At 70.0% G+C, this 15,111-nt stretch carries 15 protein-coding genes and 1 riboswitch; of the genes, 2 read left to right on the forward strand and 13 right to left on the reverse strand.

Annotated features, from left to right (window positions below; genetic code table 11):
- From dapC to ACIWQI_RS00685, 7 genes are all read right to left on the reverse strand, one after another.
- Positions 1–1,110, reverse strand: coding sequence for a succinyldiaminopimelate transaminase (dapC, locus tag ACIWQI_RS00655; RefSeq protein ID WP_396655120.1), 1,110 nt, complete (start codon positions 1,108–1,110; stop codon positions 1–3).
- A 1-nt stretch (position 1,111) separates the two neighbouring features.
- Positions 1,112–1,432: a ferredoxin gene (fdxA, locus tag ACIWQI_RS00660; protein WP_396655121.1), complete on the reverse strand. Its 321-nt coding sequence runs from the start codon at positions 1,430–1,432 to the stop codon at positions 1,112–1,114.
- A 23-nt stretch (positions 1,433–1,455) separates the two neighbouring features.
- The gene (locus tag ACIWQI_RS00665) at positions 1,456–1,842 is read right to left on the reverse strand and encodes a histidinol dehydrogenase (RefSeq protein WP_396655122.1); all 387 of its coding nucleotides are present in this window, start codon (positions 1,840–1,842) and stop codon (positions 1,456–1,458) included.
- Positions 1,843–1,861: 19 nt separating this feature from the next.
- The gene (locus ACIWQI_RS00670) at positions 1,862–2,176 is read right to left on the reverse strand and encodes an AzlD domain-containing protein (protein WP_396655123.1); all 315 of its coding nucleotides are present in this window, start codon (positions 2,174–2,176) and stop codon (positions 1,862–1,864) included.
- Positions 2,173–2,919 carry an AzlC family ABC transporter permease gene (locus ACIWQI_RS00675; RefSeq protein ID WP_396655124.1) on the reverse strand — a complete coding sequence of 249 codons (747 nt, stop codon included), beginning with the start codon at positions 2,917–2,919 and terminating at the stop codon, positions 2,173–2,175. The genes ACIWQI_RS00670 and ACIWQI_RS00675 overlap by 4 nt, the downstream gene beginning before the upstream one ends.
- Positions 2,920–2,948: 29 nt before the next feature.
- The gene (gene typA / locus ACIWQI_RS00680; protein ID WP_396655125.1) at positions 2,949–4,862 is read right to left on the reverse strand and encodes a translational GTPase TypA; all 1,914 of its coding nucleotides are present in this window, start codon (positions 4,860–4,862) and stop codon (positions 2,949–2,951) included.
- 75 nt (positions 4,863–4,937) lie between these two features.
- The gene (locus ACIWQI_RS00685) at positions 4,938–6,653 is read right to left on the reverse strand and encodes an ABC transporter ATP-binding protein (protein WP_396655126.1); all 1,716 of its coding nucleotides are present in this window, start codon (positions 6,651–6,653) and stop codon (positions 4,938–4,940) included.
- A gap of 29 nt (positions 6,654–6,682) precedes the next feature.
- Between ACIWQI_RS00685 and ACIWQI_RS00690 the strand changes: the two genes are divergently transcribed.
- Complete coding sequence (locus ACIWQI_RS00690; protein ID WP_396655127.1) at positions 6,683–7,288, forward strand: PH domain-containing protein; 606 nt, start codon at positions 6,683–6,685, stop codon at positions 7,286–7,288.
- Here the strand turns inward: ACIWQI_RS00690 and ACIWQI_RS00695 are convergent.
- The 3 genes from ACIWQI_RS00695 to ACIWQI_RS00705 form a co-directional block, all read right to left on the reverse strand.
- Positions 7,279–8,463, reverse strand: a complete 1,185-nt coding sequence (locus ACIWQI_RS00695; protein ID WP_396655128.1) for an ABC transporter permease — start codon at positions 8,461–8,463, stop codon at positions 7,279–7,281. The two genes, ACIWQI_RS00690 and ACIWQI_RS00695, sit on opposite strands and share 10 nt — an antisense overlap.
- Before the next feature lies 1 nt (position 8,464).
- Positions 8,465–10,000: an ABC transporter permease gene (locus ACIWQI_RS00700; RefSeq protein WP_396655129.1), complete on the reverse strand. Its 1,536-nt coding sequence runs from the start codon at positions 9,998–10,000 to the stop codon at positions 8,465–8,467.
- Positions 10,001–10,234: 234 nt separating this feature from the next.
- On the reverse strand, positions 10,235–12,106 hold the full coding sequence (locus tag ACIWQI_RS00705; protein WP_396655130.1) for an ABC transporter substrate-binding protein: 1,872 nt from the start codon (positions 12,104–12,106) through the stop codon (positions 10,235–10,237).
- 155 nt (positions 12,107–12,261) lie between these two features.
- Here ACIWQI_RS00705 and ACIWQI_RS00710 point away from each other — a divergent pair, with 155 nt between their 5' ends.
- Positions 12,262–13,074, forward strand: a complete 813-nt coding sequence (locus ACIWQI_RS00710; RefSeq protein ID WP_396655131.1) for a CPBP family intramembrane glutamic endopeptidase — start codon at positions 12,262–12,264, stop codon at positions 13,072–13,074.
- Between the two features lie 3 nt (positions 13,075–13,077).
- Here ACIWQI_RS00710 and ACIWQI_RS00715 read toward each other — a convergent pair whose 3' ends face one another.
- The 3 genes from ACIWQI_RS00715 to trmB form a co-directional block, all read right to left on the reverse strand.
- Complete coding sequence (locus tag ACIWQI_RS00715; protein ID WP_396655132.1) at positions 13,078–13,398, reverse strand: DMT family transporter; 321 nt, start codon at positions 13,396–13,398, stop codon at positions 13,078–13,080.
- Between the two features lie 12 nt (positions 13,399–13,410).
- Positions 13,411–13,475: riboswitch (guanidine-III (ykkC-III) riboswitch) on the reverse strand.
- 40 nt (positions 13,476–13,515) lie between these two features.
- Complete coding sequence (locus ACIWQI_RS00720) at positions 13,516–14,352, reverse strand: CPBP family intramembrane glutamic endopeptidase (RefSeq protein ID WP_396655133.1); 837 nt, start codon at positions 14,350–14,352, stop codon at positions 13,516–13,518.
- Positions 14,349–15,086 carry a tRNA (guanosine(46)-N7)-methyltransferase TrmB gene (trmB, locus tag ACIWQI_RS00725; protein WP_396655134.1) on the reverse strand — a complete coding sequence of 246 codons (738 nt, stop codon included), beginning with the start codon at positions 15,084–15,086 and terminating at the stop codon, positions 14,349–14,351. The genes ACIWQI_RS00720 and trmB overlap by 4 nt, the downstream gene beginning before the upstream one ends.
- Positions 15,087–15,111 lie beyond the last annotated feature (25 nt).

A 15,111-nucleotide genomic window follows, 5' to 3' on the forward strand; every position in this document is an offset into this window, starting at 1 on the left:
TCATCCGGCGGCGCGCAGCCGATCGGCGGCGGCGGCGATCCGCTCGTCGGCGGCGGTGAGCGAGAGACGCACGTGCTCGGGGAAGAACGGCCCGTAGAACACCCCCGGTCCGGCGAGGATCCCGAGGTCGGCGAGCCGGCCCATGCCGGACCACGCGTCCTGCCCATCGGTGGCCCACAGGTAAAGGCCCGCCTCGCTGCCGTCGATGCGGAAGCCGGCGGCCTCCAGGGCCGGGCGCAGCACGGTGCGGCGGGCACGATAGCGCTCGCGCTGCTCGGCGACGTGCGCATCGTCGCCGAGGGCCGCGATCATGGCGTGCTGGACGGGCGCCGGCAGCATCAGCCCGAGGTGCTTGCGCGCCGTCAGCAGCCGCGCGATGAGGGCCTGATCCCCGGCGGCGAACGCGGCCCGGTAACCCGCCAGGTTCGACTGCTTGCTGAGGGAGTACACCGACAGGATGCCGGTCAGATCCCCGCCGGTGACCCGCGGATCGAGCACCGAGGGGATCGCCTCGGCGTCCCACGGCGCGTCCCAGCCGAGCTCCGCATAGCACTCGTCGCTCGCGAGGATCGCGCCGAGCTCGCGGGCGCGCGCGCGGGCAGCGCCGAGCGCCGCGGCATCCAGCACCCTCCCGTCGGGGTTCCCCGGCGAGTTGACCCACACGAGCCGCGTGCCCTCCGGCCACTCGGCCGGGTCGTCGCCGGCGAACGGGGCGGCCCCGGCCACACGGGCGCCGACCTCATACGTGGGGTACGCGGCGCGCGGATGCACGACGACGTCGCCGGGTCCGAGGTCGAGGAGGGTGGGAAGCAGCGCCACGAACTCCTTGGAGCCGATGGTGGGAAGCACCTGGTCGGGGCTCAGCCCCGGCACGCCGCGCCGCCGCGCGTACCACGCCGCGATCGCCTCGCGCAGCGCGGGGGTGCCGACCGTCTGCGGGTAGGCGTGCGCGTCGGTGGCCGCGGCGAGCGCATCCCGCACGACCTCCGGCGTCGGGTCGATCGGCGAGCCGATGGAGAGGTCCACGATGCCGTCGGGATGCCGGCGGGCCCGCGCAGCGTACGGGGCGACCGCGTCCCAGGGGTAGTCGTCGAGCTCGCCGACCCCCACGTCACTGCCCCTGCGGCGGCAGCGCGGCGACGATCGCGTGGTCCTTGTGGATCACGCCGACCTTGGCGGCGCCGCCCGGGGAGCCGATGTCGTCGAAGAACTCGACGTTGGCCTTGTAGTAGTCCTGCCACTCGTCGGGCAGGTCGTCCTCGTAGAAGATCGCCTCGACCGGGCACACCGGCTCGCAGGCACCGCAGTCGACGCACTCGTCCGGGTGGATGTACAGCATGCGGTCGCCCTCGTAGATGCAGTCGACCGGGCATTCATCGACGCAGGCGCGGTCTTTCACGTCCACGCAGGGAAGGGCGATCACATATGTCACGCCTCCAGCTTAGTTCGGCTGGATCAGTGGTCGGCCGCGCGGCGTTCGGGCCAGAGGACCACGGCGGCCGCGAGCACCGGCACCGCGACCATCCACACGACCCCGAGGTTGACCGGCCCGAGCATCGCGAGCTCGCCCTCGGGGACGATGACCGATCCGCCCGGGCCCTGCCCGCTGAACACGAGGACGGCGACGATCAGCCCGGCGCCGGCGGCGAGGGCCGCGATCCGGTCGGCGGTGAGGGCGCGCACGGCGATGAGCAGTGCGCCGCTGCCGATGAGGGCCAGCACGAGCCCCAGCGGCACCGGGCCGATCGTGAAAGCGTGCGCGATCGTCCCGGCCGTCCCGTATGCCGCGCCCACGACGAACGCGATCGCCCAGGTGGCGACGCGCGCCCAGCTCAGCCTCACGCGTGCAGTCTAAGGGTGTTCACGCCGCCCAGCCCCACAGCCGCAGCAGCCCCGCGACGACCGCGGCGGCGGCGACGACGACCAGGAATGGCGCCCGCAGCAGCAGCAGCCCTGCGGCCACGAGGATCGCCGGCACCCGCGCGTCGACGATGACGGCCTGCCCCGCCGCGAGCGTCTGCACCGCGACCAGCGCAGCCAGCAGTGCCACCGTGAGCAGGTCGGCGATGCGCGCGGGCCGAGGCGCCTCGAGCACCCGGGGCGGCACGAGATAGCCCAGCGTCTTCAGGGCGACGCAGATGACGGATGCCAGCAGCACGGCGTTCCACATGGTCACGGCAGCCCCACCCTCTCGGCGACGTCGTCGGGCTCCTGCGGCGGCCGGTCGGAGGTGCCCAGCCAGTTGAACCAGCCGACCACGATCGCCACCACCGCGGCCACGAGGACCGGCAGCCCGGGCATCAGCACGGGCGTGAGGACGGTGGCGACCACGGCTGCGGCCACGCCCACGGCGATCGCCTGGCGGCGACGAAGCCGCGGCCACAGCAGGGCGAGGAAGGCCGCTGCCGCCGCAGCATCCAGACCGTACGCCTTGGGGTCGCCGAGCACGTCGCCCAGGAGCGCCCCGGCGAGGGTCGTGAGGTTCCACCCGACGTAGATCGCGATGCCGGTCACCCAGAAGCCCACGGTGCGGCCGCGTGCGGTGAGCTGGGCGAGCGAGACGGCTGTCGACTCGTCGATCGTGAACTGCGCGGCGCTCAGCCGCCGCCAGAAGCCCGCGCCGATGACCGGCGACATCCGCATCCCGTAGGCCACGTTGCGGATGCCCAGCAGCGCCGCCGAGGCCACGGCCGCCGGCGCTGCCGCCAGTCCCCCGGCGCCGACGACCCCGACGAAAGCGAACTGCGAGCCGCCGGTGAACATCACGAGGCTCAGCACGCAGGTTTGCCAGATGTCCAGCCCCGACGCGACCGCCAGCGCGCCGAACGACACCCCGTAGGCGCTCGTGGCGAGGGCGACGCCGAGGCCTGCGCGCGCGGCGCGCCGCGGCTCATCGTCTGTTCGATCGGCCGGACGCATGCGTCCTATTCTGAACGACGATCCGTCGCCTACGCGCCGGCGTCCTGGCGCTTCAGGCGCGCGGTGGCGCGGGCGCGCTCGGTCTGGTCGAGGACCACCTTGCGGATGCGCACCTTCTCGGGGGTCACCTCGACGCACTCGTCCTCGCGGGCGAACTCCAGGCTCTCCTCCAGGGACAGCTGCCGCGGCGGGGTGAGGCGCTCCAGCTCGTCCGCGGTCGAGGACCGCATGTTGGTGAGCTTCTTCTCCTTGGTGATGTTGACGTCCATGTCGTCGGCGCGGGTGTTCTCGCCCACGACCATGCCCTCGTACACCTCTTCGGTGGGCTGGACGAAGAAGCTCATCCGCTCCTGCAGGGCCATCATCGCGAACGGGGTGGCCACCCCGGCCCGGTCGGCGACGATCGATCCTGTGGAGCGGGAGACGATGTGACCGGCCCAGTCGCCGTAGCCGTGCGAGATCGCATTGGCGATGCCGGTGCCGCGCGTGACGGAGAGGAACTCGGTGCGGAAGCCGATGAGCCCGCGCGAGGGCACGACGAACTCCATGCGCACCCAGCCGGTGCCGTGGTTGGTCATCGACTCCATGCGGCCCTTGCGTGCCGCCAGCAGCTGGGTGATCGAGCCGAGGTGCTCCTCCGGCGCGTCGACGGTGAGGTGCTCGAACGGCTCCTGCACCTGACCGGCCGGGCCCTTCCGGGTGACCACCTGGGGCTTGCCCACGGTCAGCTCGAAGCCCTCCCGGCGCATGTTCTCCACGAGCACGGCGAGGGCCAGCTCACCGCGTCCCTGCACCTCCCACGCGTCGGGACGGCCGATGTCGACGACCTTGAGCGACACGTTCCCGACGAGCTCGCGATCGAGGCGGTCCTTGACCATGCGCGCGGTGAGCTTGTGCCCCTTGACCTTGCCCGCCAGCGGCGACGTGTTCGTGCCGATCGTCATCGAGATCGCCGGGTCGTCGACGTGGATGGCCGGCAGCGGCCGGACGTCCTCGGGGTCGGCGATCGTCTCGCCGATGGTGATCTCGTCGATCCCGGCGATGGCGACGATGTCTCCGGGTCCGGCGGACTCCGCCGGGTAGCGCTCGAGGGCCCGGGTCTTCAGCAGCTCGGTGATGCGCACGTTCGCGGGCAAGCCGTCGTGGCGCACCCAGGCGACCGTCTGACCCTTGCGCAGCGTGCCGTTGAAGACGCGCAGCAGTGCCAGCCTGCCCAGGAACGGCGACGAGTCGAGGTTGGTCACCCACGCCTGCAGCGGCGCCTCGTCGTCGTAGGACGGGGCCGGCACGTGCTCGAGGATCGCCTGGAACAGCGGCTCCAGATCCGGGTTGTCGGGCAGCTGCCCGTTGGCGGGGCGGGTGCGGGATGCCGCTCCGGCCCGTCCGCTCGCGTACACCACCGGCACATCCAGCAGCGCGTCGACGTCGAGGTCGGGCACGTCGTCGATCAGATCCGAGGCCAGGCCCAGCAGCAGGTCGTGCGCCTCCTCCTCCACCTCGGCGATGCGGGCGTCGGGGCGGTCGGTCTTGTTGACGAGCAGGATGACCGGCAGCTTCGCCTCGAGCGCCTTGCGCAGCACGAAGCGGGTCTGCGGAAGGGGACCCTCCGAGGCGTCCACCAGCAGCACCACCCCGTCGACCATCGACAGCCCGCGCTCGACCTCGCCGCCGAAGTCGGCGTGCCCCGGTGTGTCGATGACGTTGATCGTGACCGGCACATCGGTGTGCTCGCCGTCGTAGGTGATCGCCGTGTTCTTGGCGAGGATCGTGATGCCCTTCTCGCGCTCCAGGTCGTTGGAGTCCATCGCGCGCTCCTCGACGTGGGAGTGCTCGCCGAACGCGCCGGTCTGGCGCAGCATGGCGTCCACCAGCGTCGTCTTGCCGTGGTCGACGTGGGCGACGATGGCGACGTTGCGGAGGTCAGGACGGAGGGCACGCGCCATGAAGGGATCCTTGCTGAGAGTGGGAGCGCCGTCCTGAGAAGGAGGCGTTCCATTCTAGAGCACGGATCCTGGGCGTCAGCCCGCCTGCTCGGCCAGCAGCGCCGCGCGCGCCTCGCGACGGATCCGCTGCTCGCGCGGATCCGGCACGGGCACCGCGGCGATGAGCCGCTTGGTGTAGTCGTCCTTCGGGTTGCGCAGGATCTGCTCCTTGGTGCCCTGCTCCACGATGCGGCCGTGCTGCATCACCGCGATGCGGTCGGCGAGCAGGTCGACCACGGCCAGGTCGTGCGTGACGAACAGCGTGGCGAACTGCTTCTCGGCCTGGATCTGCTGAAGCAGCTCGAGCGCGCGCGCCTGGACCGACACGTCGAGCGCACTCGTGGGCTCGTCGGCGACGAGCACGGTCGGATCCAGGGCGAGCGCACGGGCGATGCCGATGCGCTGACGCTGGCCGCCGGAGAGCTCGTGCGGGTAGCGGTTGCGGAAGTCGCGGGGCAGCTCGACCATGTCCAGCAGCTCCTCGACGCGCTTGCCGATGTCCTTCGGCTTCCAGCCCGCCAGCTCGAGCGGCTCGCCGATGGACTCGCCGACCGGCCAGCGCGGGTTCAGTGACGAGCCGGGGTCCTGGAACACGATGCCGAGCTTGCGACGCACGGCACGCAGGTCCTTCGCGTCCACGCCGACCATGTCCTGACCGGCCACGCGAAGGCTGCCCTCCGCGATCGGGATGAGGCCCACGATCGCCCGCGCGATGGTGGTCTTGCCCGACCCCGACTCGCCCACGAGTCCGACGACCTCGCCCGGCTGGATCGTCAGCGACGCGTCCGACACGGCCCGGAACGCCGGGACGCGGCCGCGCTTGGGATAGTCGATCGACACGTTCTCGAGCACGAGCGCCGCGGTCTCGGCGGCACGGTGGTCCTCGTCGTCGGCCCCGGCCTCGCCGAGGCCGAGGTGCGGGACCGAGGCCATGAGCGCCCGCGTGTAGGGGTGCTTGGCCTCGCCGTAGATCTGCTCGATCGGGCCGTGCTCGACGACGTCGCCGTCCTTCATGACCATGACGTCGTCGGCCATGTCGGCCACCACGCCCATGTCGTGCGTGATGAGGATGATCGCAGAGTCCAGCTTGTGCCGGAGATTGCGCATGAGGTCGAGGATCTCGGCCTGCACCGTGACATCCAGCGCGGTGGTCGGCTCGTCGGCGATGAGCACCCGCGGGTCGAGGCAGATCGACTGCGCGACCATCGCGCGCTGGCGCTGGCCGCCCGACAGCTGGTGCGGGTAGGAGTTGTACGCCTTGACCGGATCGGGCATCTCGACCAGGCCCAGCAGCTCGATGGCGCGCTCCTTGGCCTGCTTGCGGGTCATGCCCGGCCGGTGGGTGAGCAGCGTCTCGGAGATCTGGAACCCGATCGTGTAGACCGGGTTCAGCGCCGTCATCGGCTCCTGGAAGATGACCGAGATCCCCTCGCCGCGCACCTTGCGCAGCACGTCTTCGGGGGCGCCGATCAGCTCGCGACCGGCCAGCTTCGCGCTTCCGGTGATGCGGGCGTTCTTGGGCAGCAGCCCCATGATCGCCATGGAGCTCGTGCTCTTGCCGGAGCCGGACTCCCCCACGATGGCGAGGACTTCGCCGGGCATCAGGTCGTAGCTGACGTGCTTGGCCGCAGCCGCCCACTTGCCGCCGACCCAGAACTCGACGCTGAGGTCCCTGACCGAGAGCACCGGGCCCTCGGTCGTGTCGGCGCTCGTCGCCTCCGCACCGCTGTGCGGGCGTTCGTTCGCGCTCATCGATCCATCTCCCGTGTCAGGATGGGCGGGTGCCCCATCCGGTCGTCTTCCGCCCCCGCGGCGGTGTCATCCTCGCCGTGGTGGCCATCGTGCTGTGCGGCGTCGGCATCGTCACGCTCGCCGTCTGGAACGGGGTCGCCGGCGTCCTGGAATGGGGCGCGCCGATCCTCGCCTTCGCATGGCTGTCGTACGCCGTGTACATCCAGCCCAGCGTGCGGATGACCGAGGGCTTCATCGACATCCGCAATGTGTTCCGCAGCCACCGCGTGCCGTGGGGCGACGTCGACAGCGTCGACTCGCGCTACGCCCTCACCGTGCACACCGCCGACGGCCGGCACGTGCGCGCCTGGGCGGCACCGGCGCCGGCCGCGCGCCGCGCCCTCGGCATGAGGCGCGAGGACGTGTCGGGCACCCCGGGCGACGGCGACACGCGACGCCCGTCGGATGCCGTGGGCACCGAGTCCGGGGACGCCACCGCGCTGGCCCTCGCGGCGCTCGCGCGCTACCGCCGCGACGGCGGCCCGGCGCTGCCGGGTGGAACCGTCACGACCTGGCACGTGTGGACCATCGCGGTGACCGTGGTCGTGCTCGCCGCGGCGCTGGTGAGCCTGGCTCTGGCCGCCGCTCACGGCTGACGCCCGTTCGGATCGGCCGGCGGCTCGGGCAGCGCCCCGAACTCGTCCATCGTGACCTCGTCGTCCTCGCTGGTCGGGCCGGTCACCATCATGACGCCCTGCACCGAGGGCACCGCGCCGACCGCGCGCGCGGCACGGCGCTTGCTGAGCTTGGACTGCTGGCGCGGGTCGAACGCGTCGCGCAGTCCGTCGCCGATGAAGTTGATGCACAGCGCCAGGGTGATGATGAACAGACCCGGCCACCAGAACAGCCACGGACGGGTGCGGAACGCCTCCTGATAGGTCGAGATGATCTGCCCGAGCGACACATCGGGGTAGGTGATGCCGAACCCGAGGAAGCTCAGGGCCGCCTCGGTCAGCACGGCCGCGCTCATCAGCAGCGTCGTGTTGACGATGATGATGCCGACCGCGTTGGGCAGGATGTGCCGGAAGATGATCCGGCCGTTGCTCGCCCCGGCGACGCGCGCCGCATCGACGAACTCGCGTTCTCGCAGCGCCAGGAAATCTCCGCGGACAAGTCGCGCGAGTCCGGTCCAGCTCAGGATGCCCAGGAACAGGCCGAACACGATCGCGTTCCCGCCGAAGAGCTTTCCGAAGATCGCGCCGATGACGATGATCGGGATGATGATCACGACGTCGGTGAAGCGCATGATCAGCGAGTCGATCCAGCCGCGGTAGAAGCCCGACAGGGCGCCCAGCAGCACCCCGACGACGAGCGAGACGCAGCCGACGAGGACCATGACGGTGATGGACTGCTGGGTCCCGCGCATCACCTGGGCGAACACGTCCTTGCCCAGAGTGTCCTGCCCGAACGGGTGCTCGCCGAGGCTGAACGGCCACAGCGTCAGCGTAGGAAGGCCGTTGTTGACGATCGGATACGTCGTGTACCAGTCCAGCGGCCACCAGCCCGGGATGCGCCAGCCGTTGATCGAGAGCGTGCCCGTGGAGTCGGCCTGCAGCGCGCCGGTGCCCCCGACGACGGTGCCCACCGAGGTGAACGCCAGCAGCATCACCAGCGCGAGCACGACGAGGGCGATCATGGCGCCGCGGTGCCGGAAGAACCGCCGGCGGACCAGCTGGCCCTGGCTGAGGCCCGCGACGGCCTGCTGCTCGATGGACTGCTCTGAGCCGCGGTCGTCGGCGACGTCGGCGGGAGCGAGAGGTGTCGTTGTCATGTCAGCTCACCCGGATCCGTGGGTCGAGCGCGGAGTACATGAGGTCCGCGATGAGGTTGAAGACGACCGCCAGGACGCCGGTGACGACGAAGAAGCCCATGACGAGGTTGACGTCGCCTCTTCGCAGTCCGTCGACGAACAGCGATCCCATGCCCTTCCAGGCGAAGATCGTCTCGGTGATGACCGCGCCGCCGATGAGCGCGCCGATGTCGAACGCGACGATCGTGGCGATCGGGATCAGCGCGTTGCGCATCGCATGCCGGACGATCACCGTCCGCTCGGTCAGGCCCTTGGCCCGCGCGGTGCGCACGTAGTCCTGGTTCATGACCTCCAGCAGGCTCGACCGCGCGTACCGCGTGTAGGCGGCGATCGAGACCAGCGACAGCGCGATCGTGGGCAGGATCAGGTGCGCGAAGCCGTCGAGGATCTGGAACCACATGTCGCCGCGGAGCCCCGGCGTCTGCGATCCGATCGTGGCGATCACGCCGCTCTGCGGAATGCGCTGCAGGTAGTCCGGGTAGACCAGCAGCACGCGGTCGACCACGATCACCAGGAACGTGATGAAGCTGACGATCGCCGCCGTGCGGGCCACCTGCTTCTTGTCGTCGCCGCCCATGATGAACCCGACCGCGATCCCCAGGCCGATCGCCACCAGGTACATGAGGATGAGCATCCAGCCCTCGGGCACGTAGAAGAACAGGTACTGCAGCGGGTACCAGGCGGCCACCCAGATCGCCACGACGATGAACGAGGCCAGCAGCGCGCGGCGGTTCGACAGCCCTGTCGAGATCGCCGTCGTGCCGATCGCGGCAGCCACGCCGGTGATGATGATGCCGATGATCCCGACGGTCGGGTGGGCGAACCAGTCGGTGACGGCGAGGATGGTCAGCAGCCCCGCGCCGGCGACGAACGCGGACCCGAATGTGATCAGGCGTCTGCGCCAGGTGCCGCCCAGCATGCTCATGAAGACCACGCCGCTGATCAGCCCGGTCAGCACGATCACCCAGGGCGATATCTGGGGATCGGCGAGGAACTCGTTGAACTGGATGGCGCCGAACTCCTTCAGGAGCACCGCGATCCAGAAGATGGGGAGGGAGTACACGATGAAGGTGAGGAAGGTCACCGTGTAGTCGAAGCCGCTGTACTGCCGCAGCGCGGTCAGGATGCCGACGGTCAGGCCGACGATGATCGCGATGATGGTCGCGGCGGTGACGAGCTGGATGGTCGAGTTGGCGGCGGACGCGACCGCGGCGGTGACCTGCTGATCGCTGCGGCTGAACGAGATGCCCAGGTCGCACTGGAGGACCAGGCACTTGGCCGCGCCGCCGAGCCACACGAAGTAGCGCAGGACCGGCGGGACGTCCAGGTTGAGCTGCTCGATGCGCTGCTGGATGCGCTCCTCGCGGTTGGCGGCGTTGCTCTGCTTGAGGTCGGCGAGAGGATCGGTGCCGATCGAGCTCAGGGTGTAGACGATGAACGACGCGACGATGAGCACGAGCACGGTCGCGCCCAGGCGTCTGAGGATGAACGTCAGCACGGGATCCCCCGGCTGTCGATGGCTGCTGAAGTCATTGCGGTTCCATTCGCGGGCGACGATGCACGCGAGCCCAGGCTACTGCGTAGCCGGCCTCGCGGCGCTGAGGTTGTGCGCAGCGGCGGGTGTGCCGGCCCCCGGCATGGCTGTGGGTGCCGAGGGTTCGCCTCGGCACCCACAGTCATTTCCGGTTGGAGCCGATCGGGCGGGCGGCGCGCCGCCCGCCCGATCGATGGATCACTCGGCCGCAGCCTCAGCCGGTGCCCACTCCCAGAAGTTCCAGAAGTAGTCCGGGCTCAGCGGCATGGCCTTGACACCCGTCACCTGGTCGCTCGCGACCGTGAGGCCGGGGAACTGGAAGATCGGGATGGTCACGGCGTCCGCCCAGATGAGCTGCTCGGCCTGGTTCAGCAGGTCGGTCTGCTCGTCGGCATCCGCGGTCACGTTGAGCGTGTGCAGGAGGTCGGTCACGTCCTCGTTGCAGTAGCCCATGTAGTTGCCGCCCTTGGCCGACGGCTCGTCGTAGCAGGCGTAGATCTGGTCGGATCCGCCCACGGCCAGCGAGGTCTGCGACCACGCGAAGATCACCGCGTCGTGCGGGTTGATCGGGAACTGCGACGGGTCGGTGAACGCCCAGTTCGGCTCGCTCTCGTCGACCAGCTGGAAGCCGGCCTTGGCAGCGGATGCCGCGATGAGCTCGAACTCCTGACCGCGGCGGACGTTGCCCTCCGGGTACCAGAAGCCGACCTCGATCGGCGTGGAGACGCCGGCCTGCGCGAGCAGGTCGATCGCGCCCTGGATGTCGACGTCGGTGTACTCGACCGAGCCGTTGTCCTCGGTGAGGATCGGGTAGCGCACCGTGTCGGCCGCGCTGACCAGGTTCGCGTTGCGCACGACGGCGTCGGACTGCAGCGGGCGGATGATCTTGTCGACGATCTCCTGGCGCGGGATCGTCTTCAGGAACGCCTGGCGGACCGCCAGAGCCTTCGCCTCGTCGTCGCCGTAGGCCGCGGCGTCGAACGGACCGCCGTTGTTGACCGTCAGGTCGACGTGCTCGTGCGAGGCCTGGATGCCCTGCTGCACCTCGGCGTTGGAGATGCTCTGCGCGAACTCGAGGATGTCGGCGGTCGGCTGACCCGACCAGATGTCGAGCTCACCGGACTGCAGGGCCTGGAGTGCCGTCGTCGAGTCGGCGATCGCGCGGACCGTGATCTTCTCGTACTTCGGCGACTCGCCCCACGTGAACAGCGGGTTGGCGACGACGGTGGTGTACTCGTCCTCCTTGGTCTCCAGGAGGTTGTACTGACCGGCCGTCAGGAACGCCGCGGGGCTCTCCGGCATCGTGGTGTAGACGTAGGCGTCGTTCCACGCGGTGGCGAGCTTGGTGAGGACCTCGGTGTCGCCGTTGGTGATCGCGTCGATGACCTTCTGCTTCGCCGTCTCGGCGAACGACTTGGCCGCGTCCGAGTACTTCGTGAAGTCGTCGTCGCTCTGCGAGCCCTTGTAGGTGTCCCACGCGGCCTGCACGTCGGCGTACTCGTCCGGGTAGGCCAGCGCGTAGGTGCCGTGTGCGGAGACGCCCAGCGGCTGGATGAGCTCCCAGTCCACGTACTGCTGGTCGTAGACCAGGGTGATCTCCTTCTCGGCGATCTCCGGCGTCTGGCTGATCAGGTTCCAGCCGGTGGTCGCCGCCGGGGCCCAGCCGCCCTCCACCAGACCGCCCATCGCGGCCCAGTGCATGAGCATGTCGGCCTCGTCGATCGGCACGCCGTCCGACCACACCGCGTCGGCGGTGATCTTGTAGTTCACCGTCAGTGGGTCATCGCTGGTCTTGTCGAAGGTGCCGAAGTCGGTGTTGCGCACCAGCTCGGGGGTGTTGTCGTAGTACGCCCACGACGACGCGGAGTCGGTGATGTACTTGATGTTCGAGTTCGCGGTGTTGTTGCCCGCGCTGCTGTTCGAGTTGAACGCCATGAAGCCTTCGTTGTAGGCGACGTTGATCTCGGTGCCTTCAACGACTTCCGACTGGTACGGGTTGCCACATCCGGAGAGCACGAGCCCTCCGACGGCGACAGCGCCCACGCCCGCCAATAGACGTGAGATCTTCACATTTCCTCCTGTGCAAGGGGTGGAGCGTCCAGCAGGCAAAGCACTGGACACGGATACGAGACACCTTAAGCACGCGCGGCGGAAGTGACAAAACACCTGGGGCAAACGTTACATATCCTTAACTCGAATCCGCGCCGGTGTGTCATCCTGACAAGGTGCCCGCTCCCGCCGCTGTGAGCCGCGCCCGCCTGTGGTGGGAAGTCGGCATCGTCCTGGCCCTCTCGGTGGGCCGATCGGCCGTGTACTCGGTGCTCGCGCTGGTCCAGGCGCTGCAGCGCGAGGTGTCGCTGGGCGACCAGCAGACATCCCTCAATCCGTCGGCGGATGCCGCGGGATTCTGGGACGTCCTCTATCAGTTCCTCGGCCAGGCGTTCGCCCTCGCGCCGGTCGCCCTGGCGATCTACCTGCTCTGGGAGCCCGGCGTGTCGGCGTTCCGTCGCATCGGCCTCGACTTCCGCCGGTTCGCCGGCGACCTCGGCCGGGGACTCCTGCTGGTCCTCGTGATCGGTGTGCCCGGGCTCGCCCTCTACGCGGCCGGACGCGCGCTGGGGATCACGGTGCAGGTCGATGCCGCGCCGCTCGACCCCTCCTGGTGGACGATCCCCGCGCTGCTGCTGGCAGCGCTGCGTGCGGGCCTGACCGAAGAGGTGATCTTCATCGGCTACCTCTTCGACCGCCTCAAGCGGCTGGGGTGGGGCGCCTGGACGATCATCCTCGCCACCGCGGCGCTGCGCGGGGCCTACCACGCGTACCAGGGTTTCGGGGCGATCGTCGGGAACGTCGCGATGGGGATCGTCTTCGGCTGGTGCTACCGCCGCTGGGGACGGGTCATGCCGCTGGTGATCGCGCACGTGGTGATCGACATCGTGGCGTTCATCGGCTATCCCATCGCGGCGTCGCTGTGGCCGGGCCTTTTCGCACCGGCGCCCGCGGTCACCCCGACCCCGACCCCGAGTGCGACCGCGTGAGGCCTACTGGTCGCCCACCAGCTTGAGGCCCACGATGCAGCCGACCAGCCCCAGGATGAGCAGCACCCGCACAACGGAGAACGGCTCCTCGCCGGTGAGCATCGCGTAGGCCACCGTCAGCGCCGCCCCGATGCCCACCCACACCGCATAGGCGGTCCCGGTCGGGATCTCGCGCATGGCCCAGGCCAGGCCCGCCATGCTCGCGGCGAGGGAGACGCCGAACACCACGCTCGGCCAGAGCTTCGTGAAGCCTTCGGACCTGCCCAGCGCGGTCGCCCAGACCGCCTCGAGCAGACCGGACACGATGAGAACGACCCACGACACAGCACTCGCCTCCATGGCCAGTCTTGTCGCACACCGGGTACTGAACCCTCGTCCGGGGATCCTGTCGGGGACCCGGGCGCGAGTCTACCGGCCGATCCTGGGCGATGGCAGGGCGGCTCAGGGCGAGATGAGGAAGAAACCGCTGAGCAGCCCGGGGTTGTGCGCGTGCACCAGCACCGCGAAGACCACGGCGTCGAACAGCAGGTGCACGGTGACGACGTAGGCAAGAGAGTGCGTCCTCATGAAGATGAACCCCTGCAGCAGCGCGAACGGGATCGTCAGCACCGGACCCCATGCGCGGTATCCCAGCTCCCACAGGAACGACACGAAGACGATCGCCTGCAGGCCGTTGGCCAGCGCGTCCGGGAAGTGGCGGCGCAGCAGCGCGAAGCACGTGCAGATGAAGAACAGCTCGTCCCAGATGCCGACGGCGCCGACGCCGACGAACAGCCGGGCGATGAGTTCGGGTGTGTCGACGACCGGCCAGTTCTGATACACGCCCGAGCTGATGAAGTAGAAGGGCAGGATCAGCCAGCCGAGGACCAGGACCGCCACGAGCCAGCTCCAGTGCAGCCGGCCCCAGCGCCCTCCGCCGCGCCAGGGGAACCGGATCGCGCGATCGCGGTAGACCCAGCGGGACACGACGTACGGGACGACGACGGCGCCGCCGAGCGCGAGGGTGAAGCGCAGCATCGCCGCGTTGTCCAGCTGCGCCGCAAGGGGGATCGAGCTCACGATCAGCAGCCCGATCGCGATGAGCGACAGATCGCGCAGCAGCGATGCGCGACCGGGCAGGACGGCGGCGATCACGAGGCCGGCCGCGAGCAGCAGCCAGCCGAGCCAGGGAACCAGCAGCACGAAGAACGCCGGTGCGGCGGCGCACACCAGCAGCGCCGGCACCAGCTCGATCGACACGAGCGGGCGCGCGACCGGGACCGCTGCACGCGCGGTCACGGGCGGTCCCTTCTCCGGTAGGCGAGGTCGCGGATCACCCGTCCCGCCGCGGCGCCCTTGCGCTCGAAGGCGGTCACGACGCGGCCGTCGAAGCGGGGCGCCCACTCCCCGCGGAACGCGCGCTCGAAGGCGGGCTCCGCGTCGAGCACGTCGCGCATCTGCAGGGCGTAGTCCTCCCAGTCGGTGGCGAGCCGCAGCATCCCGCCGTCCTCGAGTGCGCGCGCGGCGAGCGCGCCGAAGCCCGGCTTGACCAGTCGCCGCTTGCGGTGGCGTGACTTGTGCCAGGGATCGGGGAAGAAGACCCAGAGCTCGCGGACGGATGCCTCCGGCAGCAGATGCCCGAGCACCTCCGGCGCGTTCGCCTCCACGAGGCGGAGGTTGCCCGCTCCGGCGCGATCGGCCTCGAGCATCGTGCGCGCGAGCCCTGCGAGGTAGACCTCGACGGCCAGGAAGTCGTCGTCCGGGCGCGTGGACGCCGCGTGCACGATCGCCTGCCCCTGCCCCGACCCGACCTCGACGACCAGCGGCGCCGTGCGCCCGTACTCGGCCGCGGGATCGAGCCGCGCGTCGGGGTGCACCGAGGTCGCGGCCGCATCGCGCGGGACATCGAGCAGGTACCGGGGGGCCAGCTGCGCGAACGCCCGCTCCTGGGCGTCCGACATCCGGCCGCTGCGACGCACGAACGACACCGGCGCGTCGCGGAAGGCGCGGGGCGCGTCGGGCGGCTGAGACATCCGTCCAGGCTACCGATGCGGCGCG

This window comes from Microbacterium sp. (genome assembly GCF_044508325.1).
GTDB lineage: Bacteria > Actinomycetota > Actinomycetes > Actinomycetales > Microbacteriaceae > Microbacterium.